At 63.0% G+C, this 25698-nt stretch carries 14 protein-coding genes and 1 pseudogene; 3 read left to right on the top strand and 12 right to left on the bottom strand.

Annotated elements, in window-relative coordinates; genetic code table 11:
* Positions 1–34: 34 nt before the first annotated feature.
* A complete protein-coding gene (locus AB0I12_RS39610) occupies positions 35–1378 on the bottom strand; it encodes a BTAD domain-containing putative transcriptional regulator (protein ID WP_359940640.1) in 1344 nt (447 codons plus the stop codon).
* A 297-nt stretch (positions 1379–1675) separates the two neighbouring features.
* On the opposite strand from AB0I12_RS39610, the gene AB0I12_RS39615 reads away from it, so the two are divergent.
* Positions 1676–2014: a hypothetical protein gene (locus AB0I12_RS39615; protein ID WP_359940643.1), complete on the top strand. Its 339-nt coding sequence runs from the start codon at positions 1676–1678 to the stop codon at positions 2012–2014.
* Between the two features lie 593 nt (positions 2015–2607).
* Here AB0I12_RS39615 and brxL read toward each other — a convergent pair.
* The 7 genes and pseudogenes from brxL to AB0I12_RS39650 form a co-directional block, all read right to left on the bottom strand.
* Complete coding sequence (gene brxL / locus AB0I12_RS39620; RefSeq protein ID WP_359940646.1) at positions 2608–4773, bottom strand: BREX system Lon protease-like protein BrxL; 2166 nt, start codon at positions 4771–4773, stop codon at positions 2608–2610.
* A gap of 12 nt (positions 4774–4785) precedes the next feature.
* On the bottom strand, positions 4786–7278 hold the full coding sequence (gene pglZ, locus AB0I12_RS39625) for a BREX-1 system phosphatase PglZ type A (RefSeq protein WP_359940649.1): 2493 nt from the start codon (positions 7276–7278) through the stop codon (positions 4786–4788).
* On the bottom strand, positions 7271–10783 hold the full coding sequence (gene pglX, locus AB0I12_RS39630) for a BREX-1 system adenine-specific DNA-methyltransferase PglX (protein ID WP_359940652.1): 3513 nt from the start codon (positions 10781–10783) through the stop codon (positions 7271–7273). Before pglX ends, pglZ begins: the two co-directional genes overlap by 8 nt.
* Complete coding sequence (gene brxC / locus AB0I12_RS39635) at positions 10783–14265, bottom strand: BREX system P-loop protein BrxC (RefSeq protein WP_359940655.1); 3483 nt, start codon at positions 14263–14265, stop codon at positions 10783–10785. The genes pglX and brxC overlap by 1 nt, the downstream gene beginning before the upstream one ends.
* Positions 14266–14269: 4 nt before the next feature.
* Positions 14270–14884, bottom strand: coding sequence for a DUF1788 domain-containing protein (locus AB0I12_RS39640; protein WP_359940658.1), 615 nt, complete (start codon positions 14882–14884; stop codon positions 14270–14272).
* Entirely contained in the window at positions 14881–15486 is a 606-nt protein-coding gene (locus tag AB0I12_RS39645) for a DUF1819 family protein (protein WP_359940687.1), read from the bottom strand. Before AB0I12_RS39645 ends, AB0I12_RS39640 begins: the two co-directional genes overlap by 4 nt.
* An 81-nt stretch (positions 15487–15567) precedes the next feature.
* Positions 15568–15769: pseudogene (locus AB0I12_RS39650) on the bottom strand (excisionase family DNA-binding protein).
* A 603-nt stretch (positions 15770–16372) separates the two neighbouring features.
* Here AB0I12_RS39650 and AB0I12_RS39655 point away from each other — a divergent pair.
* Positions 16373–18262 carry a hypothetical protein gene (locus AB0I12_RS39655; RefSeq protein ID WP_359940661.1) on the top strand — a complete coding sequence of 630 codons (1890 nt, stop codon included), beginning with the start codon at positions 16373–16375 and terminating at the stop codon, positions 18260–18262.
* Between the two features lie 69 nt (positions 18263–18331).
* Positions 18332–20662, top strand: a complete 2331-nt coding sequence (locus AB0I12_RS39660; RefSeq protein ID WP_359940664.1) for a UvrD-helicase domain-containing protein — start codon at positions 18332–18334, stop codon at positions 20660–20662.
* Positions 20663–21910: 1248 nt separating this feature from the next.
* On the opposite strand, the gene AB0I12_RS39665 is transcribed toward AB0I12_RS39660, so the two are convergent.
* The 4 genes from AB0I12_RS39665 to AB0I12_RS39680 all read right to left on the bottom strand — a co-directional run bounded on the left by AB0I12_RS39665 (position 21911) and on the right by AB0I12_RS39680 (position 25577).
* Entirely contained in the window at positions 21911–22192 is a 282-nt protein-coding gene (locus AB0I12_RS39665) for a hypothetical protein (protein ID WP_359940667.1), read from the bottom strand.
* Between the two features lie 136 nt (positions 22193–22328).
* Positions 22329–22916 (bottom strand): hypothetical protein, encoded by a 588-nt coding sequence (locus AB0I12_RS39670; RefSeq protein ID WP_359940670.1) that lies wholly within the window; start codon positions 22914–22916, stop codon positions 22329–22331.
* The gene (locus AB0I12_RS39675) at positions 22913–24154 is read right to left on the bottom strand and encodes a hypothetical protein (RefSeq protein ID WP_359940673.1); all 1242 of its coding nucleotides are present in this window, start codon (positions 24152–24154) and stop codon (positions 22913–22915) included. Before AB0I12_RS39675 ends, AB0I12_RS39670 begins: the two co-directional genes overlap by 4 nt.
* 880 nt (positions 24155–25034) lie before the next feature.
* A complete protein-coding gene (locus AB0I12_RS39680) occupies positions 25035–25577 on the bottom strand; it encodes a GNAT family N-acetyltransferase (RefSeq protein WP_359940675.1) in 543 nt (180 codons plus the stop codon).
* Between the last annotated feature and the right edge of the window lie 121 nt (positions 25578–25698).

Raw genomic sequence — 25698 nt, forward strand, 5'->3', positions numbered from 1 at the left:
ATACATCCGGCCATCAGTCGTCCGGAAGCGGTCGTCACGAGGCCACCGGGGACCGCGCCGGGTTCTCGGGCTCGCCCAGTTCGGCGAGGGCGGCGCGAGCCTCGACGGCGGTCGGCGACTCCGGCAGCAGTCGCAGCGCGCGACGCAGGTACTCCGCGGCCTGTTGCCGCGCGCCGGTGCTCGCCTCGGCCAGAGCCAGGTTGACCAGCACAGTGCCTTCGGCGTCCCGGTCGTCGTGCACAGAGGCGACGCCGAGAGCCGCAGTGAACTCAGCGCGTGCGTCGTGGACCCGACCGGCACGTGTCAGCGCGATGCCGAGGATGTTGCGGGTGATGAGCTCGCCGTACCAGTCCTTGCCTGACCGGGTCGCGGCTGCAACCTGTGCGACGAGCGGAGCCCACCCCGGCACGTTTCCACCGGTCTCGATGAACTGGTGCACCGCACTGGTCAGCAGCCACGCGTTCGACACGTCGTCGGCCGCCAGCAGTTGGCTGATCGCAGTGGTGAACTCGGCGTGCCGGGCAGTGAACCAGTGGCGTGCCGCGGCCGCGTGCTGTCCATTCAGTGCACCTGCGGCCTCGAGCACGGTCCGCACGTACGCATCAGGTCCGGGCGGCTCCGGCTTGGGCTCTTCCGGTACGTCGGTCAGCAGTTGCTGCTGCAGCGCGCGCAGCTCCGGCCCCGGCTCGGTGCCCAACTCGTCCACCAGCGCAGTCCGCGCTTTCTGGTACGTCGCGAGCGCGTCAGCCCGCCGTCCCGCGTCCCGGTAGGCAACGAGCAGCCGCACCCAGTTCGTCTCCCGCAACGGGTCCTCGGTCGTCAGGCCTCTGCACAGTGCGACCGCGTCCGCGAACCGCGACGTACCGATCAACGCGTCGGCGAGCCGCTCCCGGACAGACCAGTGCAACTCGGTCAACCGCGCTACTTCAGGCTGATGTCCATCGGTGACCAGCCCTTCGTACGGCGTACCTCGCCAGAGCGACTGTGCTGACTCCAGGTGCTTCACGGCCGCTGCCGCATTGCCGGCGTCCAAGGCCTCGTCCCCCGCGGCCAGCAACGCCTGCAACCGATCGGAGTCCAGCTCACCGGCCTCCACGCGAATCCGGTACGCCTTGGACCTGCTCTCGATCCGCTGACCATCCACACCGACCGGTGGGAGCGCTCTCCGCAGCTGCCAGATGTACGTCCCGATGTTGCGCTCGGCCGACACCGGCGGCGTCTTGCCGGCCCAGACGGTGTCGATGATCTCGCCCACAGCCACCCAGGTGTTGGCCTTCACCAACAACAGCGCCAGCAGCGCTCGCGGCTTGTCGGCACGGATATAGCTGACCGCATCGGTGCCATCGATCTCCACCGGCCCCAGCACCCGGAACAACACCGCCGCACCACCTCCACCTGCGCTGGACCCACACCGAACCCCTCCGACGCAACAACCCACAACCCGGTTCCACACCCACCGCCCACATCCCGCTACAGAAGGTAACTACCCACCCCCACCCCACGCCACCCCCATAAAACCGGAACCGAAGGGTCAGCCCTCCGTGATGGCCAGGTCACGGCGACTTCCGTCACGCGCCAGACCGTGAGCCCGCCCCAAGACACCATGCAGGCCGTCGGCTTCGACTACCCACCAAGTCCGGGAACCGCCAACGCGGCAGTGTGGCAACCTGCAGAAATGCCAGAGTTCCGCGCTCACAACGACTGCCACTACGCCATCCAGTTCCACTACGCCTTACCGGATGACGCATGGTGCGTGGAACTGAGCGAAGCCACCCCGGCACCCGATACCTGGGCCGACAATCCCGATGCACCGACCCACATCCCCGGACCGGCGTTCCTGGTCGCCGTGGTAGCAGACGAGGACCCTGACCAGGAACCCACCGTCCACATCCACAGCCACCACGAACACATCATCCCGTACGAGATCATGCGCTGGTTCATGCAAAAGGCAGCCGACGAGGTCGAACGCCGCCGACTCACACTCAAGCAACAACCCCCTGAGCCAGACCACTGAATCCACGCTCCCAGAGGACGGTCGCCCCTGAGCCCTCCACCGCCGGCAGCCGACGTGAACTAAACGCCCGGCCGAGCCGAAGTCCAGGGGCAACTAGAGCGAGGCGAACTGATGAGATAGGTCGCCTATCGGCGAGCAGTAGGAAGGCCGGAAACTGTCGGCACACGGCCAACCAGCGCTTGTGCGCTCAGTCGCTCCCGCACAGCCTCAGCCAATTCGCGGAGCAAAAGCTGACCTCGGGACCCAGGCACAGGACGCCAATAGGCGTCTGACCTCGGGCTTTGCAGGTCGCCGTGGGACTCGAACCCACAACCCGCGGAAACTGGCAAGAATGCACTCATCGTTTGTCATCAATTGCCAAACCTACCCGTGACCTGCGGATTCACAGCGCGACCCTTCTCATCAGTGACCGTGCCTATCCAGCGCCTTCTGCTCATTCTGCTGAGCGAAGGAAGACTCCTAACCACTTACCGGTAGCTCGCTGACCAGAGTGGCAACGCTGCGAATGAATCACTGCCAACAGCCTCGCCTGGTTCCCACCGCGTCACCTCCGGACCAAAACGCTCAGCGCCGATCTACGCCCACTTCAAGGCCTAGGCATCACTGCTGAGCTCGCCCCCACGGATGTAGGTCACGCTGAAGGACCTCACCTGGCGGTACTGCTGGAGCCTGACGGCGAGATCGAAGGCGTCGTTGGGGACGAACTGAAAGATGTCGAGCCCCCGGCCGAGGTTGATACGCCAGCCGGAGTTGGCGACGATGGAGCGGTCGTGGATTGTGGCATCGAACTTCACGTCCAGAGTGATGCCAGCGACCGCAGCTGCTTGCTTGACCCGAAGGAGAAGCTCGATCTGCTTCTGGAGCTTCTCCGGCCCGCCAGTGCTCTCGCTCGTCACAAGGAAGAGCTTCACCTCATCGGCAGGGTCCTTTGAAAGGGCAAGCGTCGCGATTAACTCCATGAGGTTGCGGGCCTGGTGGAACTGACGGATATATGGGTCGACAATGGTGATCTCGGTCGCATCCTGCAAGTACGGCAGCAGGAGCTTCTCGTATGAGACGCCGCGCTGGTTCTCCTGAAACTCGCGGTAGCCCTCGAAGAGCGGCACCGCCTGGGACGCTTCCTCGACGGTGGTGGCTGTTGTGGGCCCCTCACCGGAGGTAGCTGCGCTGTCGGCTTGCTTCTCGCCGGCGTCCACATGGCCACCCCGCTGGTAGTAGGCCGGATACTCGTCTTCCTCCAGCGTCGTGACCGCGTGCCAGTCGCCGGCGCCGTCGGAGTAGCCGAACTTCACCTCAGCCATCGTCGAGTCGATCCGTATGATCTGGTCCTTCACGCGCTTACGGCCTTCTATAGCGAAGCGGAGGATTTCCTCGATCTCCTGCTTCGTCGCCTCGCCGTGCGGGTAGACGATCTTCATCAGGCCGGAGAACGTCTTGTGGATGCCGTCGCGGTCGCGGGTGGAGATGTCCGAGCCGAGGGTGAAGTGCTTCTGATAGCGGTCGGAGTAGTCGGCGTTCCGCATCGACTTAAGCACCTCGGCGATGTAGTCGACGACGAAGCCATAGCCGTCGGAGAACATCTCGCTGCGGATCGTGTCGACCTCCCATCCTGGAATGTAGAAATGCAGGCGGTCGAGGTAGGCCGAGTCGTGGTAGCTCTCGGGCAACTCGTCGAACAGATCGGAGTGCTTGAGCATGTACGGCACGTTATGGGAGGTGTTGCCGACGAAGACCATCGACGCCTCCGCTCCCAGTGTCTCGATGCCACGGCTGAACGACCTATTCGCCATGTAGTTTTTCATAATATCGACGAGCGCCTTGTCCGTGCGCTTCTTCTTGCCCGCAAACTCGTCAAACGCGACGACGTCCCAGTAGCCAACCAATCCGAGTCGGCCGTTGGAGTTGTTGACGAAGAGCTTGGGGACGGTGACCTCGCCGCCGGAGATCAGCATGCCGTGGGGCGAGAACTCCGAGAAGATGTGGGACTTGCCGGTGCCCTTCGGCCCGAGCTCGACTAGGTTGTAGTTGCGCTCGACGAACGGGATGAGCCGCACGAGTTGGATGAGCTTGGCGCGGCGCCCGAATAACGCCGGGTTGAAGCCGACGGACTGGATCAGCAGGTCGATCCACTCATCCGTGGTGAACTCGCGGCGTGAGGTGACGTATCCGTCGAAGTCGAAGTTGGACAGCTGGATCGGTTTGATGGAGCCGAGAATCCACGGGACGACGCGGGCGTTGTCACTGTGCTGGTACTCGATGTCGCAGATACACCACACGCCGCCAACAAGCAGCTTCGGGTGAGCCCTGATGGTCGCTGGCGAGACGAGCACCTGCTTGATGCCGAGGTTGGCGAACTCCGCCTCGTACGCGTCGTCCGTCTCGTTGAGCTGGACCTGCACCTTGTCGATGACCCGGTAGCGGCCCTTCTCACGGATGTTCGACTTGATGAGCTCGGCCTCGTTCCGGTGGACGTAGTGGTCCGCGAGGATCTTGCGGACACTCTCGATGCCGGACTGGATGGTCGCTTCGTCGTCGGAGGCAGCGAACTGGCCGAGCAGGTACTCCAGGACGAACGAGGGCACGATGGCGTTGCCCTTGACCGCCTTGACGAGGTCCTTGCGCACGACCGCACCGCCGAAGATGTCGTTGATCTTCTGGTCGAGGGCAGATTTCTCCGGCGGGCCGACGGGGACGGCCGCATCGTCGACGCCGGCGGGAAGGTCGTCGTCGACCACGGCAAGGTCGGTCTGTTCGGCCATCGCAGGAGCCTCCTAAAAGTCGAAGTCCGTCGTGAACGAACGCTTGATGGTGTAGTTGCCCTTCGAGAACGACTTCCACTGCGTCGTGTTCGGGATGGGCTCTTCGAGCCGCAGCTCGACGGGGCGGTTGTTGAACTCGTCGGCATCCTGGGTTAGGTAGAGGGTCGCCGACTGATAGCGCTCGCGCTGGTCGTCCGATGCGCTGTCGAAGGTGAGGATGGGCTGGTCCGAGATCAGCGTGTCGCCGACGTACAGACCGAGTCGGACCTGGCGTGGCTGAACCTTGTCCGTCACGGCCTCGCGCTGGAGCAGCTTGACCGCGAGCTGGCCTGTGGTGATCTTGTCCGTCTCGGGCATGAGGTCGACGTTGACCGAACGGACGTCGCTCTTACGCTTCTTGTTGACCGTGATCACCGGGACAACGATCTCTTGCAGAGACGCGCCACCGTGGACATAACGCGTGCCGGCGCCGGGCAGGGAGATGCGGTGGATCGACTTCGGGATCTGGATGTCGATGTCGCCAGCGAGGCCGACCTGCGCTGATGTAAACGTCATGAACGACTGGGACGGCTTCAGCGCCCGACCGAGCACATAGCGTCGGTTGATGTTCGTGACCGCGCCGCCATGGGGAGTCTCGGAGATGTAGTACGACTGCTCCAGCGGTATGTCCTGGTACAGGAATCCGTGGTCGGCGGTGAGCAGGATGTTCGTGGCGTTGGCGTTCGTCCACTTTTTCACGAGGAGCACCAGCTCACGGAGAGATTGTTCTGCTGCCTCGAAGACGGTCCGCTCCGTCGGGGCCTTGTCTCCGGCCGCATCGATTCGGTCGTGATAGACGTAGAAGACCTGGTGCTGCTTGTAAAGGTCGCGCAGCTCATCTCCAGGCATCGCCAGTACGTCTGCTGCGGCGATCGCGTGTCCCTTGACCGCATGCAGGATCTTGTCGCGGTTCGCCGTGCCGTTCGTGGGATTCCCGTCGGCGAGCACCGGCAGAGCGTCCGGGTCGAGTTCCAGGCTCGAATGAGGAAGCAGCGAGGCCATCCCGAGCTGCGTGTAGCTAGGAAGTGATCCGAGCATGGCCGAGAGCGATGCATCGAAGCGGTCCTCGCTACGGATCATGGACGTAAGTTCCTCGGCGATCTCGTAACGCATGCCGTCCGAGATGATGACTACCACCTTGGTACGTCCGTCCTTGACGACGGGGGCGACGTAACGGTCGAAGAACTTCGTCTGCGGCGCCAGTGCGGCAGACTTCCAATCCCCAGTGGGTTCGAGCGCCTGCTGCCAGAGTCCGCCGAAGTCGTAGAGGTACTTGTTGGCGTACTGCTTGTCGACCTCGGACTTCAGTGCTTCGAGGGGCTTCTGGAAGTCCGCGGTCTGGTAGGCGTAGGTGAACCAGCGGTACTGCTGGTCGATGCGGAACCAGTCGGACTGGTACTTCTCAAGTCCAAGATCCGCCGACGCGATCGCATGTGGCAGGCCGGCGATGGCCGCGAGCAGCTCGGAGGCGCTCTGGATGGCCTTGTAGAGCTTGACGTACTTGGCCTTCCACAGGCTTTCTTGACGCTGACGTACGACGTCGGCGACCTCGCGTGGCGTCACCGATTGTGCAGCGACGGCGGCGGCGAGGTCGACGATCACCTTGCGGTCGATCTCCTCGAAGATCGTGACCTTGGCCAGCTCGCGATAGTCGCGGTGGTCGATCTTCGACTGAACGTCGAGTGCCTCAGCCGCGCGGGTGGCCAACGTCGTCATCATCTCCTGGCTGCGGACGTCGTAGCGCAGGCTGTTGAAGTCGCTTCGGATGTTGCGGAACTCGTCGGGGGTGGCCGACGCGAAGTCTTCGATGGCACGGTTGAACATCCACAGGATGAAGTCGTCCATCGTCGGCGTGTTGCTCGGGTACTTGTAGATCGTGGCGAGCCCGTCCCAGAAGAACTGGTCGAGGCCGAAGGTGACAAGGTCGTCGAACTTTGCCGACCTCCCGGCGGCGTTCTCGCCGAGGAGCTCCCGCGTGATGTCGGTAAGTTTGTTGCCGGATGCCTTGACCAACACCTGGCACATCTTGGCGCGAAGGCGCGTGACGTCGTCGCCGTCGGTCAGGAGCTTCTCCAACGCCCGTCTCCGGCTGTTGGCGGCGAAGAACTTGTGATGCTGCTCGATCACCGGCGCGAACGCCGGATCGTCGAGACCGAGCTCCTGCTGGAGCATCGAAATCTTGTCGGCGGTGAAGACGCCGTAGGCGATCTCCAGGTCGAGCAGCCAGTTCGCGGTGCCGCGTGGTAGCTCGCCGGAGCGATAGACGAGGTGCTTGGTAACGTGGTCGGCGAGCAAGGTGCTCTTGACGCCGAACTCATTGTCCTGGACGCGGATGACGTTAACTGCCCCGAGGTCGAGCGCGTCGAGCTCGGAGGCATACTCACCGGCCGGATCGTGCCAGAACACGACCCTCTCGGAGGCGAGTCGGCTCTGGAGGGCGTCCTTGACGGAGGTCAGGTCAGTCACCGGACGCCTCCAAGCCCGTGATCTTCTTCAGCGCAGCGCCGAACTTCGGATAGTTAGTCTTGACCCCGTCGTCGAGGTCGATGACGACATTCTCGGACGCCTTCGGGTAGAGCGTGTCGTGCTCGTACTCGTTCAGCTCAACGAGGATCTTGCGCAGCCGGTCAGCTTCCTTCGCGTTCCCAGCTCGCTCCGCGTGCTGGAGGGCCGACTCCAACTTGGTCACGTACTCCCGCAGATAGGTCAGCACCGTCGAGACTGTCGATGGCGTGTAGCGGTGCATGTAGATCAGAGCGTTGAACGATCCCTTGGGACTGGAGAAGAGCCAGTAGATCGGCCGCTTCTTGTAGCGCTGCACGTGGTCGTCGTAGAACTTGGACTTCCCGGCTCGGGTTATGAAGTAGTCCCGGAGGTTCTTCACGCCAAGCGACTCGGTGACGAACTTGAGATTCTCCTCGAAGTGCTGATCACCGAAAGCGGTCCGGAGGAACCGGCGGAAGAGCCCAACGGCGTCATCCTCGAACCAGTCACCATCCACGATCGGGATGACGTTGTCCGCGTCCGGCGTGAACGTCGGGGTCGGTACCTTCGCGAGATAGTCTTGCAAGGTCGCGCCTTGGCCGGCCAGGATCAAGCCTTGCTCATCAAGACTGTAACGCCCCAGCATGCAGCCAACTGCGTAGGAAACAAGGTCCCTAGCGAGATCTGCCCTAGCGAGCGCGTCGTATTCACTACTCCCCCGCCCCTCGCCGTACCGGAAGACGTCGTTCGATGCCAGTGAAACACGGTGCGCAGGGACGTCGACCTGAACCTCGTCCACAAGTCCATAGATCGCAGCTACGCGCCGGTTGACTTCGGTCTCAGCGCGCCTGAGGGACTCCGAGGATCGTGAGCCATCCTCGCGAACGCTCCGAACTAGCGACGCGAGATCGGAGGCTTTGGCCGCCTTGGCAACAAGTTCGTTCTGCGCAAAGTCAAGCGCGGTCTCCGACCGCAACCAGTCGGACCTCGAGAGTTCGACACATTCGCGAACAACCTGTGCGAGTTCTGCATCGAGCAAGCTGCTACTGAACGGCAACTTGCCGATCGCACCTTCGCCATAGTCGACCGTCGGGGAGATAGCTGAGAGCAACGCGGCGCTGACAGAGGAGTTCAAGAGACCCAGCGCAGCAAGACGCTTGGCTTCGTCCGAGGTGTATGCGATCGCACCCTTCGACTCTGAGATGGAGCCTGGCGGGCAGATCCGGAACGAACTCGGCCCCGACGAAATCGTTCCCCAGGTCACCCCAGGCTTGAAAAGCCATTCGAGGTTCTGAGGACGGGAAAGGAGTTTCCCGGTCCCCGCATCCCGAAGATTGCGGATCTCTTCCCCGTCCTTGAACCAGTTGACGACGTACTCATCGTTTCCGTACCACCGGCGATACTGACCGCCCTTCTGGCAGGGGAACCACCCCTTGCCAGAGGCGAGCGCCTCTTCACGGCTCAGCATGTTGCGGCCAAGGTTGTTGTCCCCTACCTCGAACCAGTAGCGCAAGAAGCGCTCGTTGTTGCCGGTCTTGATCCCCTGCTTTGGCGCAACGGTCGAGCCGAGCGCGAGGTGAGACGAGAACGCTTTGCGAAGCGGTTCAGAAAGCCAGTATGCGATGGGCTGTCCAGGGAGGTCCGTGAAGGACGTTTGCGCCAACTCGAATCGGTTGTACTTGGCGTCAAAGAATAGCGCGCGAATTTTGTCGTTGGTGCGAACATCGACGTGTTGCTCGAAGAGACGCCGATAGACACCCACTCGGCCCACGTCCGATTGCGAGCGCTTGCATACAAGCGCCACGGACCCGAAGTCCGAACCAAAGACGCCACGACCCAAGTGAACGATTGATTGCATCCAGCATTCGCTCAGTAGCCATCTTCTGAAGGCAGCGAACGTCGTCAGGAACATCCAAGACGGCAGGTCGATCATCGCCCAGTACCCATTCGCGCGGACCAAGTCATGCCCTCGGCGCATGAACATCGTCATGAGGTCCGCCTTGGCGGTCGGGTACTCACGCTTTGCAAAGTCCGTCAGCAGCGAACCCATGTTGCCGCTGCCCATGTACGGAGGATTTGCAACAACAACGCCGTAGCGAGGAAGCAGGTACTCCACCTGCGAGACCGCGCGATGAGCCCTCTCGATCGCGTCAGCCATCAGCATGTCGCCTCGGTGCTCCAGCGTCTCGAGATGAGCCTTCAGCCTCACTGCGACCTCAGGATCGGGCTGAATCAGCGCTCCGAATGTATCTGCCTCGGCGAACTGGCTCCAGAATGCCTCCTCGGCGTAGCGATCGCCACTCTTGGTCACGAGATAGGCCAGTTCGTCGACGCTGAAGGAGATCGGTTCGAGCACGCAGATGTGCGGCTCGACAGGATTCTTGAGGAAGAGCTTGCGCTTGGCGCTGGCCTTCATCGTGAGGGCAAAGGCCGCGAGCGCTGCCGCTCGTGGATCGATCTCGATGCCGTAGAGGTTGTTCGAGAGGATCAGGCCCGGGATCTCCGACGGTGCGTGGCCCTCCTCTTCGTAGATCGCGTAGAGGAGGTCGAACGCGTATGTCAGCATGTGGCCGGAGCCGCAGGCCGGGTCGATGACCTTGAGCTCCTCCGGCTTGGTGATCTTGAGGAAGTCGGTCTCCTCGTCGACCGGGGCAATGTAGTAGTCCATCTGGCTGGCAAGACCGGACGACGGGCGGTTGAGCATCCAGAGTCGGCCGAGTGAGTTCTCGACGAGGTAGCGGACGATCCAGTGCGGGGTGAAGAGTTGGGTGGCTGCAGGGATCTCGTCTGCGCCGGCCTTCTTGTTCTTCTTGAAGCCCGCGAAAACCTCGTCCTTCCGCTCCGAGATGTAGAACTGGTAGAGCCAGCCGATGACCTCGACATCCCGACAAACATCATCGGTGAGCACCGCGACCGAACGGCTGAGAACCGAGTCATCTGCGAGCAGGTTTGCCGGGATGAGCAGTTCTGTGTAGTCGCCCTCCCGCTCGAACATGAACGGCATAGCGGTGTTCCAGAAGCGGCAGTAGTCCGCAAGGAGGAGGGCATACGCCTCCGCCTGGGCGTCGACTCCGGGGCGCGGCTGGCGGGTGCCGTTGAGCAGCCCGGTGATGATCGCGGCGTCTGGGCCCTTGACCACGTCCTCGTCGACTTGACCGCGCTTGGCGGCAGCGAGCACCTCCGGCTGGCCGACTTGATCGGCCGCGGGCGAGACAACGCCGATCCCGGTGTAGCCATTGGCGTCCATGAATCGCAGCGCGATGATGCGGTTGAACCAGGTGTAGGCGACCTTGTTGGCTACGTGCGCCTTTCCTTTGTCGCCATCGCCTGCGCTGACGATGGCCCGCTCTAGGGCGGATACAGCCTTCAGCTGCTCAACGCGCTCGGGCGAGCCCTGGGCGAGCACAGCGGTGATCCGCGCGCCAACTTCGCGGATGAGCTCGGTTCGCGCCGAGGTGGCGAACGACTTGAGCGGTGCGGTTTCCATCAGAGCGTGATTCGCTTTCCGTCCTTGAGGGCCTTGACGAGCGCCGTGCGCAGGGCCGCGAGGTAGTTGTCGACGTCGGCTTCGGATTCAAGGACTCCGGAGACGCCCGAGACGTGGATCGTCTTGACCGACATCATCTGCTTCGGCGGTGGCGCGTCATCGCTTCCACCTTGCTGCGACGCAACGAGGCGGTCGAGTAACTCCGGGTAGTCATTCTCCTCGAAGGTCGCTCCCACCTGGAGGATCAGCGCGACCTGACTCTCGCCGACAAGACGCGCGAGTATCCGATCGATGTGCTGGATGACGCCCTCCTGCGCATCTGAGGCGGCGCTGGCGTAATAGGCGCTTTCGAGCAACTCGGCCTTGCGTCCCTCGATGGCTGCAGTCACGTCGGCACGCTTGTCGGAGACGATGACATCGATCTGCCCACGCAGGGTGTCGACTGCGACCTTGAGCTGGTTCATCTTGTTTCCGCGGAAAGCCTTGGGGTCCGAAAGGAGTGTCATGACTGAGTCGGCGCTGCCCGGGGGAAGATAGCCAAGGTTTCCGGTGCTGCTAATAAGGAAGGCCTGCGCCTCGTCGAAGATCTTGGCTTGCTGACCGTTGAGGAACGACTTAATCGGGTCAACCAGGTCCGCCTTGGCCTCAATCAGCTCGTCGGCTTTATCGAAGTCACTGAGGTACCAGTCGACAGGCTTGCCGACGACGTGGTCAAGCAGGGTCACCACGCCCGAAAGCTGGCCGACGAACGGATACCGACTGCTACTCACGAGGGCGTTTAGCTCGTTGCGCTTGGCCGCGAGCTTGTCCTTGCCGAACCTGGCCAGCTCGGTCGGGTCGCTTGGCACGACGCCCTCGTCGAAGAAATCGGTGCAGAACTTCTTGAACGCTGCGACCTTCGTCGCATCATGCGCCTTCTGCGGCGCGACGACCGTGTGCTGGTGCTTGCCGGTGTTGCGGATGAGGGCGGCTGCCTCCGTCCGCACGACCGAGTTGGCATCGACAGTGAGTGCGACTTTGCCGTTGCCGACCAACCAGCCGAGCACAACCTCCATGGAGCCGAGGTCCCACCCGTAGGACTTCGACTCGAAGCGGTCGACGATCTTCTTGACCGTGACCTGCTCCCCCAGCTTGGTCTGGGAGATGATCCACGACTCCATTTCGGTGCCTGGCGAACTGAGCGCGCTCAGAGTCCCCGCGTCGAACAGGCCCTGGTCGTTCTGGACCGCGCCGGCGACCTGCTGCTCAGAGTAGACCTTTCCGCCGAGCAGACTGAGGTTCGTGTACGTCCGGTTGACGAGTTCCTGGAACCCGTCGGTCACGCGCGTGACCGCGTCCTGGGAGCTCGAGGTAATCTCGGCGGCGTTGATGATCAGTTGCGCCTTGCCGACAGCCTGGCGGATGCGCTCGATGAGTTCCTTCTCGCGGTCGGCGTTGAGCATCTGCTTGGACTGGAGGATTGCCTGCGTCGAGGGCGTGGCACCCGAGTTGGTGCGCTGCTTGGTGTACTTCTCCGTCTTCAGGAGCAGGCGCAGGTCCGCGAGCAGTCGCTTATCGCGGCCCAGGAAGACCCGCAGTTCGTCCTTGCCCATGCTCTGCGCCGCAATCTCGGTGTCGGTATAGCTCGTCTCCGGCGTGATGAAGTGGATGGTGAGCTCGCGCTGGTTGCCTTGGACAATGTCGTCGAGCTTGTAGCCGAACGGGAAGTCCTGGCCGTTCTTCGCGTACTTGAGCTTGTTCGTCTTGAGAATGTCGGATGAGAGATATTTGAAGAGCTTGCTCGAGACCTCGGAGGAGTCGACGTCGACCGCCTTGATCTCCTTCTCGATCTCCTGCTCCTCGTTGGTGAGGTACTCGTAGATGTTGCCGTTGCGCTGGACGTACGACTGCGTTTCCAAGAGGTTGAGCGCCTCCTGCACCTGCTTCCCGAGCCCCGTGAGGTCGAGACCGAAACGGTCGTAGACGAGCACGGTGAGGTTCCGGGGCGTGGCCTTGAAGTTGTCGACGTACTTGACCAGGAAGAGCGCCTTCAAGAGACGGTTGGCGAGGATCGTGATGTCGGAATCCGGATCGGGGAGATGCTTCTCCGCCTGCAGGATGGCACTCTGGGCTGCCGACTTCAGGGCAGCGCTGATGCCGGCGAACATCTGATCGAAGGTCGCGAGATAGCCCACCTGCTCGTCACCGATGCGCTTCGCGACCTCCTGGACCACGCCAAGCATGGAGCGCTCGCCGACCGAGCTGTTCTTGCCCTCGAACATGTTGTGGTCGGAAAGGCCCTCAATGGCCGCCTGGAACATCGGGATCTGGTAAGTGACGAACGGGTAGGTGTTGACGAAGCGGGCTTCGTCCACGTAATTGCGGTAGCTCTTCGCGCCGTCGACGAAGTTGAAGATCGTCGGGAAGTTCGCGGCCTCCTTCGAGTAGATCACCTCAAGCTCGGTCGTGCCCGAGTCGTTCTTCTCCAGCAGACGCTTGCTGATGACCTCTTCGACGTCCTGGCTGGTGAGCTTCACCTTGGCACCGAATCGGGCTTGGATCTTGGAGAAGTCATTGCCCTGCTGCTTGGTGCGGTCGCCGAGGACCTTGTCCATGTCCTCCTGAGAGGTAACGAAGACCCACGACTGTCCCTTGCACTTGGTGTTGAGGGACTCGGCGATCGTCTGGAGGTTGAGCATGAGCTTCACGTCGTCGGCGATGAACTGGCCGACCTCGTCGACGAAGAAGTTGAGCCGGAAGCCGGCCTCCTGCTTGTCGATCCAAGCCTTGACCGACGTGGCGAAGTCCTCGATCGAGACGGCATAGGACTTTTGGTAGTGGCCGATGATGCCTGAGTTAGCCTCGCCGTTGACCTCGGCGAACGCCTTGTCGATGTTGTGGCCTTCCAGCGCGGTCTGCTCGCGGCCCCGCACCCAGTCGATGCCGGCGTGCTTGGCGAAGGCGGCCTTAAAGTCGTCGTACTGGCCACGCTTGTCGAGGTCTTCCTCAAAACGGGCGACGGCGCCGTCGTTGCCAAAATAGCCACGGCTCTCGTCGAAAACCTTGACGAAGACCTTGAGCAGGGCGTCGGTCTGGTCCTTGGCGATCAGCGTCGCCTTCTGGTCGATGTTGAACAGCAGGCTTTTGGCCGGAATGGTGGCGGCCTTGTTCAGCGAGGCGATGAGCATGGCGTCGTCGGTCTTGCTAAGGAAGCTCTCGCTCACCTTCTCGCGCGGGAACGCCTGACCTTCGACGTCACCAAGAAGATGCGCGAGCATCTTGAGCAGATGAGACTTACCAGAACCGAAGAAGCCCGAGATCCAGACGCCGTTGGCGTTCGTGTAGTTGGTGTACTCCTCCAGCAAGGGAGCGACGCCCTTCGCGGCGTCGTTGGTGAAGACGTACTCCTCGACCTCGATGCCGAGGTGGTCGACGTCGTCCGCCTTGACGACCCCCTCGATCGAGCGGGTGACGTCTTTGAGGAAGATCTCGTTGAGTTTCATCGGGTCATGCTTCCTGATCGAGGATGCGCTTCGCGCGGTAGAAGGAGTCGTCCTTGAGCTGGCCGAAGAGGACCAAGGCCGAGCCCTGCGTGGCCGACACCTCGTACCGTCCCGGGAAGAACATCAGCATCGGCTTGTCCGAGACGACGGTTTGCAGATTGCTGAGCACGGTGTGCGAACGCACGAACGGGAACACCTCGCCGATGCCGGTGAGGAAGAGGATATGGAACGACTCGGCTTCGATGCGCGTCTTTATGGCCGGCGCGAGGTGCATTTGAGGGTCGAGCATGTTCTGGAGCATCTTGAGGAAGTCGGCCTTGTCCATCGTCGGCTCGGCGGCAAGGATGCGCTCCCAGACGTTGCGCTCTTTGAGCAGGTCAACGCAGAGATCGTAGAGGTTGATCTCGAAGACCTTGATGCCCAGCTCGGTGTCGAGCTTGGTCTTGATGCGCTTCTTCGCGCTCGCGACGCCGAGCGCCCACGTCGGTTCGTAGTCGTAGATGAAGTGAGCAACCTCGTTGCCGAGGCCCTCCATCTTGAGGAAGCGCTCACTGCTGAGCACCTTGAAGAGGTGGTCCTCCTGCTGCACCAATGTGGTCTTGGGTCGCACGGTCGTCACGCCACCCTCGTCGGGAAGAAGCGGATGTCACTCGGCGTGCGCTCATTGAGGCACTCGGCGACGCGGGCAGAGAGAAGTGCGGGCTCGATGCGGCCCTGCGTGTTCAGCAGCCCCGCCTCGACCATCATCTTGAAGAGCACCTGGCGGAGCTTCTTGTACGAGAGGTCGGTGATCTCGTCGAGCTCGTCGTGCCACATAGCCTTGGCGCGATAGAAGGAGTCGTAGTCCTCGTAGGAAACGGTTCCAGCCAAAGTGAGGAAACGCTCGCGCAGCACCTCCTCGGCGAACTCTCCGATGAGGTCGTAGCGACGGCAGGCGGCAACCCACATGAGGTGGCCACGCTCGGTCGACGTGCCGTCAGCGACGATCTGGAGCTCGGCGTCGCTGAGAATCTGAAGCCGCGGAATCAGAGCGCGAAGGACTCGGCTGGTCGAGCTTGCGGCCCGGCCCTGGAGCAGGTTGCCGTCCTTGACCTGAGTGCGGGTCGACGCCCAGTCGTCGCCTCGCAGGTAGACCGGGACGACCACCGCGGCTTCGGAAGCGAGCAGGGCACCGCTAGTGAACGAGAGCGCGTAGCGGGCCTTTCGCGGCGTGGCGATCATCACGTGCAACTCCTCTGAGCCAGTGCGCAAAATCAATCAGGCTATCGGAACCGTCCGACAGTCGCGTGGGTAGGGCATGGATCAATCCGGCGGACTCGTGTTATCCGAGCCGGCAGCGCCACCCGAGCGAACCCAGCCATCGACCTTCACTGGCCTGAAACTTCCAGAGGCGGCTGACCTTGTGGGCTGGCATCGCCTTGTCGGAGATCCACGAGTAGACCGGGTCCTTCGTGACGCCCAGGTGGGCGGCTATGTCGTCAGCTGACAACCAAGGTTCGGACATGGCCACGTGGTCCTCCAGTTCGGCGAAACCTGATCTAGCTGAGTATGACCGAGTTTAATGGAGGATAGCGGCGGTCTTGTGAGTCTATCGGGAGGTCAGATACGGGGACACTTTGCCAACGGGCAGGGGGTAAGGCGCCCGCCGCCGGGGGGTGTCTCCGGGGTGAGCGCCTCGGGGGTTCTCCTGGTCAAGCCACTTGGGGGTTAGGTGTGTCGTTGGCGAGGCGCGGTCATGTCTGTTCCGCGCCGTGTGTCCTAGCGCAGCTGGCAGCGTTCGCCTCGTCCCGCATAGGACAGTAGATCCTTCGGGACGCCGTGGCCCGACCTTCTCCGTTCCACGGCGGCGTGGCCGGCGCGAATCCGGCTCGGCCCTCGGTGACTTAATCAGAATGCTGTCCGTCCCAAGCACGGACAGATGGCGAGCTGGACTCCGCAGCGGGTTGCTAGGCGGTCGTCGCGATTTGGCGGCCTGAGGCGATGACTCGTTGTAACGATCGTCGCATCCAGCCCGATAACTGCGGGGAATAGTAGATAATCAGCGCAGCGGGACTGTGTGATCGCACAGGCGGATCTGCGGGGGTCGCGGTCGCCTGGTGGAGGTGCGATGAGTCTCGTTTATCGGTCGGTCTTTCAGGATCCGGACGGCGGGATCGCGGCTGCCGTTCAAGACGCCTTCGGGGAATGGCTGGGCTCCAAGGGGCTCGTGGTTCCGGCTGATGGTCTGAGCCACCGTGGATCACCGCTGGAATCCGCTGAGGGTGCGATCGCGTGGGCATCGCAGAGCACGCTGACCAACCGAAACGATGGCGCAGTCCATCGACTCCGTCTGATCGAGGAGTCGCTCGACGCACGTTGGGTAACCACGCTGGTCTGGAACACGTCCGGTCCGGACCAAGTGTCCGGCGGCTGGGTCTGGGCTGACCTCGAACACGAGCCAGTCGGCGGGCGTCGTGTCCAACGACCAGGGAGTCCGCGTCTGGTCCGTGCGCTCCTGGCGGCTGGGGAGGCGTCCGACGGCGGGGTGCCACTGACCTCGGACGTCTGGGAAGTCACCAGTGGGCACGTCGATGAGCTGGTACGGCACATAACCTCTGCCGATCGTCAGGTCCCGGTCATCGTGTTCGCCTATGACGCGCAAGGTGCGTACGATCAGAAGAGGCTGGCTGAGCGGCTCTCCCGTGATCTCGCGGGTGTCGCAGCGGTCTTTCGGCTCGTCGATGGAGCGGCAACGGAGCGATTGGCTCAGCGCCTACCAGATGACTATGCGGTGTACGGCGGCGCGCTCCGAACCTACCTGCCTGGAGCGGCCAAGCCCGACGACACCGCTTCTCGACACCGCATCCTCGGTCGTGCGTCATTGGTCGCACTGGGGCACCGCGCATTTCCAGCTGTCAAGGACCAGATCCTCGGGTTGTCGACGCGGCGGCCGGCGCCGATCTCAACGGCTTCAGCGCTGCGGGCAGGTGCCATCCCAGGCGTTATGCCCCAAGCATCTGCCGCAATGCCAGAGGTCTCCGAGCGCCTCGGCGAAACAGGCAAATCAGCTCGGCTCGACGTCGCCATCGAGTCACCGATGCTCGGCCGTCAATGGCTGCGCGAGCGTGCTAGGCGCATTCGTGCGGCTCTGGGCTCGCCAGATGATTCGAGCCAGCTCCTTGACGATCCGGCGAGCTTCGACGACGCACTTGATCGGTTGATTTTATCTGCGCAGCAAGTCGACGATCACCGGTTGACGGCCGGCCTGGCGGGGCTCGCGGCCGATCTCCAACAGGCCCGTGCCGAACGCGAGCTGCTCGATCAACTTCTCGATGCGGCGCAGAAAGAGCTCGACCAGACGAGTCACGAGGTTCGCATGCTTCGCGCGGAGCTCGAGGACCTGCAGCTCGAGGCAACTGAATCCGTCGAAGCTGCGGACCAAGCCGAGCGGCGCAGTCGATGGCTGGCGCGTTGCTTGCATGATGCAGGACACCCCGGGGTTGGGACGGATGACACGCTACCAACCGCACCGCCCTCCCTCGCCGAAGTTCTGGTTCTCGCGCGCGAGAAACTCCATTACCTTCATATCGGATCGACCGACACCAACGCCGCCGAGCTGGACTTGCACGGTAACGCGCAGCTCTACGCGATCAAGGCCTGGTCGGCGCTGATTGCGTTGAATGCCTACGCGTGTGCGCGAGCAGAGGGCCGGTTCGCGAGCTCGTTCTACGCCTGGTGCCAGCAGACGCCCGCCGGAGAGCCTGCAATCTCGGCCAACGCCGTAGCTCTCGTCGAGAGCGAGACCGTCGAGTCCAACCCTGTTTTGCATGGGGCACGAGTGTTCGCGGTACCCAAGCAGGTAGATCCGAGCGGACGGATCTTCATGCCGGCACATATCAAGGTGGTCAAGAGAGGGGCACCTTGTCCGCGGTTGCACTTCCACGACGACTCTGGTGGAACTGGCAAGGTCTACGTCGGCTACTTGGGCGAACACCTGCCCACGGCGCGGTTCTCCTAGCGGAAGTGTCGGCGACCAGTCTTAGAGTCTGACGAGGACGAGGACGAGGGGGAATACGCGGTGGCCAGCATGGAGCAGTTGAAGGAAGAGCAGGCGTACTTTGATCAGGCATGGGAGGCTCGAGAGGAGTCTCGAAGAACGCTGTCGGGTGCCGCTGGTGCTGCCTCTGGCCCCCGTGCGGCGGCTTCGGCCGTACGCCGTGACGCGAAAGCGGTCCTGGAGAAGCTCGGGGACCCTGATGAGGCAGTCGCGTTCGCGCGCTTCGACGACGATGAAGGACAGCGCCTTTATCTAGGCAAACACGCGATCACGGACACCAATCGGGAACTGCTGGTCATCAATTGGCAAGCTCCTGCGGCGGCTCCCTATTTCCAGGCGTCCTACGACGAGCCATGCGGCGTGGCGCGAAGGCGAAAGTACAGTACTGAACGGAACAAGGTCGTCGATTTCGAAGAGGTCATCTTCGCCGATCTGGCGAGAGCCGTAGAGACGATGACGGAGTCCGAGCGATCTGGCATCGACGACACGGTGCTGCGCGATCTGGAGCAGGATCGCACAGGGGAGATGCAGGACATCGTACAGACGATCCACGCCGCGCAGTATCAGCTCATCCGGTCACCGCTCGACCAACTCCTGGTCATCCAGGGCGGGCCAGGCACGGGCAAGACTGCAGTCGCCTTGCATCGGGTCTCATGGCTGCTCTTCAACAACCGTGCCAGGCTGGCTCCCGAAGATGTGTTGGTCGTCGGGCCCAACCCCACGTTTACCCGGTACATCCGTGCGGTATTGCCAGGGCTCGGAGACGCGGACGTCCGTCACCTCGACCTACGAACGCTTGGCCCACAGTCAAGCAGCCGGCGTGACGAGGCCAAGGAGGTCGCGCGCCTCAAGGGTGACTCACGGATGGCGGCGTTGCTCGCGACCGCGCTGCGACAGCGAGTGCGCTTCCCCTCCGGCCAGGATCAGATCGAGGTCGGTGCACCTGGGCGAGGCGTCATCGTCAGCCGCGCCGACGTCGAGACGCAGCTCCGGCGATTGGTGCAGTCCGCGCCGAACTACAACACGGGCAGGCTTGGGTTTCGCACATGGCTCACCGCTCACGTTGGATCGGCCGCTGATCCGACCCAAATCGACGCTGCCGCAGAGCGCATCTGGCCCTCGCTCACTCCCCAGGCGTTTCTCCGTGATCTCTTCGGATCGCGTGAGCGCCTCGTCGCCGCTGCGGGTGACGACTTCACAGCCGGAGATGTGAGACGGCTGCTTCGAACGGCGGCGCCGCGGGTTGTGAATGAAGACTGGAGCGACGCGGATGTCGCCCTGCTGGACGAGGCAGACGTTCTGATCAACGGAATGGGGATGCGCTACGCCCATGTAGTGGTCGACGAAGCTCAGGACCTTTCTCCGATGCAATTGCGATCCGTAGGCCGCCGGTCGAGGAACGGGTCCCTGACGGTTGTGGGTGACCTCGCACAGTCGACAGGGCCATGGGCCAGAGACTCGTGGGACGATGTGATTTCGGCGCTCAAGCAGGATCTTGCAGCGGTCGCCGAGGAACTGACCCTGGGATACCGCGTTCCCGAGCAGGTGTTCGCGTTGGCTGCCCAGCTACTCCCGTCCGCGGCGCCGAGGGTGACGCCTCCGCGAGTTATTCGGAGGGGGCCAGCGGATCCTGACTTGAGACAGGTGGATGCGGATGATCGCGTAACCGAGGCAGTCAGTGCAGCCCGCGATCATGCCGGACGAGGGCACTTCGTCGGCATTGTCTGTCCTGCGGCGCTACGCGACGAGCTCAGCGAAGCCCTGCGGCGGGCTGGCGTCGCTTGGAGCGACGCGAGCCGTGGCACCCTCAGTAAGTCGATCAACGTGGTCGGTCCGGAAGAAGCAAAAGGCCTCGAGTTCGACGCTGTTGTCGTCCTTGAGCCTGCGGACATCGTGCGGGAGTCCGAACAAGGGTTGCGCCTGTTGTACGTCGCCCTGACTCGGACGACGCGGTACCTCACGGTGGTGCACGCCGGCGCTCTGATGCCACTCCCTGAGGGCTCGACGGCTAGCCGTGATCCGCGTCAGCCGGCGATGGTCGATTCACGTCGCGAACCACCTGCTGCACTCGTGGACATAACCATGGAAGTCGTTCCTGACAGAGACAACGCCGAACGGGTCGGCGCGACGCGACCGTACGAGCCGACTGCCGAGCGAGCACCAGCCTCCATACCGGAGACGTCACGGCCCGCCAGCCCGTCGGACGACCTCGCGCGGATGGTTTCTGAGACTGTTGCGGTCTCTCTCGCACACAGTGTGCGTACCAGCGTCGCGCCTGCGCTTTGGCCCTACGTCGTAGATCGCCTTCGTAGAGAGCTGGGCGTTTCGGATGTCGAGATGTTCGATCTCTTTGGCGATTGATGGGGTCGGGAGAGACTGTCATGGCGTGTCCAACCATGAGCGGAAAGAGCTCGACCAGCTGATCGCGCGTAGGGCGGCCCCGTCGGACTGCTGCTCTTTGTCGGCGACAGCCGAAACTGATCCCGTGTCGACGCGTCGGAAGGGGGTCAGTTTCGGCCGCCGTTGCCACGCTTTCGGATCGGAATTCCGAAGTCCGCGATGACGTGCTCACCGAACCAGACGCGGATACGCCGGGTGGCCGGTCGTGGGACGTCTGCAAGTGCCGTCATTCGCCCTGCCCGCCGACAGCGCTGGAGGATTCGCATTGCTCGTGGCCGCGCGTCGCATGTCGTAGTTTTGGCTCATGAGTCGCCTCGACGACGCGCCAATTTCGCTTCACCCTGAACGGGCGGCGCTACGAGCTGTCTCGGGCCTAGGTAGAGGCTCGGCTGGCCGACGCCGCGCCCGAGGCCATCCACTAACACGCTGTTCGCGTCAACAACGTCTGGTTCCCGGCAGTCCAGGCCTTCGAGCGGCCGCGGGCGTGCCATCGTCCGAGTTCATCTCCCATACGGCGCGGCGACATCTGGCTGCCTTGGGGTCCGAGCTCCGGGGCGAGATCGAGCCGCGCGGATCGGCCACCAACACTGCCTTCACCCCAGACGTCGGAACGCCCGGCCCAGAGGAGCTAACGACGATTGCCAGCCCCGAAGAAGCGTGGCACACCGAGGCCAACATCCAGGCCGCAGTCGTCACGGCGATGGCACATCGAGGCTGGCGCATCCTCTCGATAGCGAACACCGCCGCACGGGAACATGGCATCGACGTGATCGCGAGGGGGACCGCGGAACTGTCGGGATCGAGGTGAAGGGCTTTCCAGTCGCAGCTACGCCGACTCCAGTCGCGCCCATGAGATCAAGCGCACAAGCCAAAGCACGCAGGCCGGTCATTGGTTCGCAGCAGCAGTCCTGACCGCTATGCGACTCCGCGGCAAGGAACCCGACTGGCAGAGCGCCATCGCACTCCCCGAGTTTGAACGCTACCGAGACCTATATGGCGAAGTGGCCGCGTCACTCAGCGCCGCGCAGGTGGGTCCACGCGGACGGCACAGTCGAGCTGTCATGAACTAGCCTCGACGAGCAGTGCAGACCGCGTTCGTAGGCAGCACGGCCTGCACAGATGCCAGCGGGTGCCAGTTGACGCGTTCGATCCGTTCAAAGATGTCTGCGTCAGTTTCTTGCTGCCAGGCTGGCAGGTCGTCCCAGTCGGCTACGTAGCTGGGTTTGGGTCGGGGATGTGGCAGTGGATCTGCGCGATCCAGCACAGCGCTACGAATCGGCCCTTCTGCTCGCGGCTGAGTTTGCTCGTGTTTCCTTTAGAGACCTCGACGACCGCCCGCACCTGCTCGTAGACGGCTGCCGCGCTCTCCCGCTCCCAGTGGGGTGTCTCTTTCCACGGTGCGACGTAACCGGGCTTTGGTTCGCCGGGGTAGTGCTTCGTCACGCCTGCAATCCACGCCTCGCGGAAGATACGGCCCTGCTCGTTCGACAACAGAATTGCTCCTTTGGAGGGAGAGGTTCCTACAGCGGCGAGCGCTCGATGGACAGCAGTGCCGAGATGTCTTCGCTCAAGCACCAGTTGGGCATCGTGGCGATGGCCGGCAATCGCAGCAGCCTCGCCGGCCCCGCTATGTAGGCTCTTGCTCCGCACGTTTGGCCGCTCGGCGTGCCAGTGACTCCTCGACCCTGATCCGATCCTTCTCGTCCACCTCGTCCAAGGTGGCGGCGTCGATCGGGAACGGCGGCTGGGCCAATCGTTCGGTGATGCGGAGATACGGAATGGGAGCAGCGTAGAGCTCGATGGAACCGTGACCGGGATAGATCTCACCACCGCGCTCGAACACCTGCACCATCGGCTCATACGGATCGCCGAACTCAGGAAACCGCTCCTTGGGTCGACCACCCAGCGATGCCCACCTGAACATGTCGGTGAGGACCTGTTCTGTCAGAGTCCCTAGCTCACGGCCAACCTCGGTCTCCAGGCGCTGCAACCAGGCTGGATCCGTCTCGACCGAGGGATCGAACACCACCGCGAGATCGAAGAACGGCCACTGCCTCGGCACCCCAAGCGCATCGGCCCAGATCGCCATCCGGCGCAGATACTCGAGCGCCAACAAACCCCGCGACGCCGAGTGCCGGTTCCATGCCGCCTGGTCGTCCCAGCTCGCCACCGTCAGGCGCGCCAGCAGCCTCTCGCATGCCGCATTATCAGTCACAGGCCTAGCCCTTCCTTTGCCACGCGTACTACGTCGTCAAGGTTCGACAGGTCTTCTGCGACCCGGAGGTCGCCCCTTGGTATGCCCAGTTTCGAGTCCCAAAGAATCAGTAGATCAATCCTCGACGAGCGCGTACTCAATGGTGCCGTGTTGTGCGCCGATGGGTGATCTGACGTGACCAGTGGCCGTTGGCTTTCGTCCCAGGCGTCGGAGTGTGGCGAGAGATACGGCAATCCAGCGTCCATGAGCTTTGACTCAACGTACTCGTGCGCCACCAACGACCAGAACTCCACTCGGTTCTTGTCAGTCAACTCCGCGCCGGACGCGACTTTCTCCCACAGATCGCCGAACAACGCGAACGGGGTGAAGTAGCCGTGCCTGATATCTCCCGGGCCAACTGCCACGTCGTGCTGGCGCTGGAAGAGGTGTTGTTTTGCCGCCTCAATCACCCCACGCGGCATCCCGCTGTGGTCGGCGAGAGCGTCGACGTCGTCAGCTTCCCGGATTCGGCGGTACTGGTCCATCTCCTCCGGGGTGGCATCGTCGACGAACTCGTGCTCCAGTTCGGCGACCTCGTCGACGCCGGCAACAGACCCTGGTTCGGAATCGATGCCAGCAGCAACGTCATCGGGTTCGAGCAAGTCGCCGCCACCGGCCGGAACGCTATCGACGGCGACCTTCTGTTCCTTGGCTGCGGCAGCCTCGAGGTCGGTGGGCGGTTGGTCAGGCGAGCTGGCAGCGGGCTGAGCGCCGGCTTCACCGGCCAGACGTGACGTCGACGCGGTGCTGTCATCCGCCGTCAACACGCCGCTCGCTACGTCGTCACGCAATTCCGCCTCTGACGTTCGCTCGTCAGCACCAGGCGACTCAACCAGACTGGGAGGATCTGCGTCGTGGGAGGTGGTCTCGGCTTCTTGAGCGGGCGGGCTGATGTACTTGAGGCGGGCCAAGGTGTCGTCGTGAACCATGTGGGCCCGAAGCTCTAGTGAGTAGGAGGCGAACGGGTCCTCCGGCTCGGGGCAATCATCGACCGGCGCCGTCGCCGGGGCCGAGGGAGGATCGACCGGTCGCTCGGCCGACTCGTCATCGCTCTGCTCGGCTGACGACCACTTGGAGTACCCCGGCCAGTACATCTCATCGAGACGTTGCTCGAGCTTTTCGCGAGCAGTCAGTGGCTGTGAGGATCGACGGTCCGCGGCCTCGTCTTCGTCAATTGAGTCAGCCTCCGATACCTGCACTTCCCTCAGCCGAGGGTCAGCGGACGCCCGCGAGTCCCCTTGTCTGCTTTCCGACGCCCGGGACACGACAGTGGAGGAGTTCGGGGCGGTTGAGTCATCACGTTGCTCAGCCGATGCCCCGCGCGCGTTGCCGGGCCAGTAGACGTCATCGGGGCGCTGCTCGGACTTCTCGCGAGCAGGCGACGGACGCGGCGCCTCGTGATGTGTAGCGTCGTGGCGATCGGGCGTCGGAGTATCCCTACGGCTTGCCTGCTCATCACGCACGCCGTCGTCGGACCGCCGAGACGTCTCGTTCTCAGGACGCCCGGTTTCGCCAGCCTGATCCCCTGGCGTGCTGCCCTTGCTCGGGTCGTCGCCGCCACGACGACCTCCCAGCTCGGACACAGCCGTCTCCTATCCACGCCAACGCAAACCCGAAGTAGCAGAACCATCACGAACAGTATCTGTCGTGAGGCCCACAAGGGCAGGCTCGCCGGTGCGGATTGACACGCCGCGCACGTTCGACGAGTCAGGCACGAGGGTCGAACTCGCCAGCTTTCACGCCTTCGGTGAACGCCGACCGTTCGCTGGCGGTGAAGCGTAGGATCTGGCCGCGGCCGTGCGCCTTGCTGTTGCGACCGCTGCTCCGCCATCCGGCATGTGGGTGACCTCGACACAGTTGTGCTGTCGTTCGCGTCGTCGCCGTCCGCCAGCCGCAGTGCTCGGCTGCGAGCCCCGCGGGCCGGGTTGCCCAGTGGTGACCGTCGGAGGTCGTGGTCCTGGTCTGCGTTTCAGGGGTCTTGCTGCACCTCGTCCGACGTCGTCCGCTCGACGGTGGAACCACGAGGTGACACCTACCGAACGGACGGTTGCTCATGAGCGAGTCCACTTCGTTGAGAAGTCAGGCGGGCTTGCTGTTGCGCAAAGGCAGAACGTCGATGTCCTCAACGGGCCAGTGTGGGTACGTCTGCGTGGTGCCGACCTTCTTCCACCCCCAGCGCTGATACATCGCGTGAGCCTGCGAACCAGGGCGGGAGATGAGACTCGCGAAGGCCTCTGGTCGATCGGCGAGGAGAGCGTCGACGAGCTGGCGGGAGAAGCCACGGCCACGGAAATCCGTGCGTACGCCGAGCTCGATCACCGCAAAAAGAGGGCCTGAGGCAACGTCGGCAGGAGGCGGGTCAGTCTTGACGCCAGTCCACCATCGTCCCGGCAGGAAGGTGAATCCGTACGAGAAGCCAACGAGTCGTCCATCGACCTCTCCAGCGACCAGGACGAAGCCGTCGAGGCCGGCATGCTTCAAGATGCGGATCTCGAACTGCTCGATGTCTTCATCCGACATCTCGTACGGAGGTTCGGAGTAGGCGTTCGCATAGAGCGGCTTGAGTCTCGAGACGAGTTCGAGCGTCTCGGTCTCCGTATGACGGGTCAACATCAGGGTCATGCTCGCTCCCTCGGCGCATGAGCGCTTAGGGCGTGTCTGCTAAATCGTCGGGGTTGGGTGGTTGATGCTTGTTCGGTGCTGCGTTCGGGTGTGATTTCTGATGAGTTGTGGGCGGTGATTG

It is taken from the genome of Kribbella sp. NPDC050459 (assembly GCF_040655315.1).
Taxonomy (GTDB): Bacteria; Actinomycetota; Actinomycetes; order Propionibacteriales; family Kribbellaceae; genus Kribbella.

Bases quoted from the DNA above. Each gene is read 5' to 3' on its own strand.
- AB0I12_RS39615 (WP_359940643.1), top strand. From the start codon at position 1,676: ATGCCAGAGTTCCGCGCTCACAACGACTGCCACTACGCCATCCAGTTC.
- brxL (WP_359940646.1), bottom strand. From the start codon at position 4,773: ATGGCCGAACAGACCGACCTTGCCGTGGTCGACGACGACCTTCCCGCC.
- pglX (WP_359940652.1), bottom strand. From the start codon at position 10,783: ATGGAAACCGCACCGCTCAAGTCGTTCGCCACCTCGGCGCGAACCGAG.
- brxC (WP_359940655.1), bottom strand. From the start codon at position 14,265: ATGAAACTCAACGAGATCTTCCTCAAAGACGTCACCCGCTCGATCGAG.
- AB0I12_RS39645 (WP_359940687.1), bottom strand. From the start codon at position 15,486: ATGATCGCCACGCCGCGAAAGGCCCGCTACGCGCTCTCGTTCACTAGC.
- AB0I12_RS39655 (WP_359940661.1), top strand. From the start codon at position 16,373: ATGAGTCTCGTTTATCGGTCGGTCTTTCAGGATCCGGACGGCGGGATC.
- AB0I12_RS39660 (WP_359940664.1), top strand. From the start codon at position 18,332: ATGGAGCAGTTGAAGGAAGAGCAGGCGTACTTTGATCAGGCATGGGAG.
- AB0I12_RS39680 (WP_359940675.1), bottom strand. From the start codon at position 25,577: ATGACCCTGATGTTGACCCGTCATACGGAGACCGAGACGCTCGAACTC.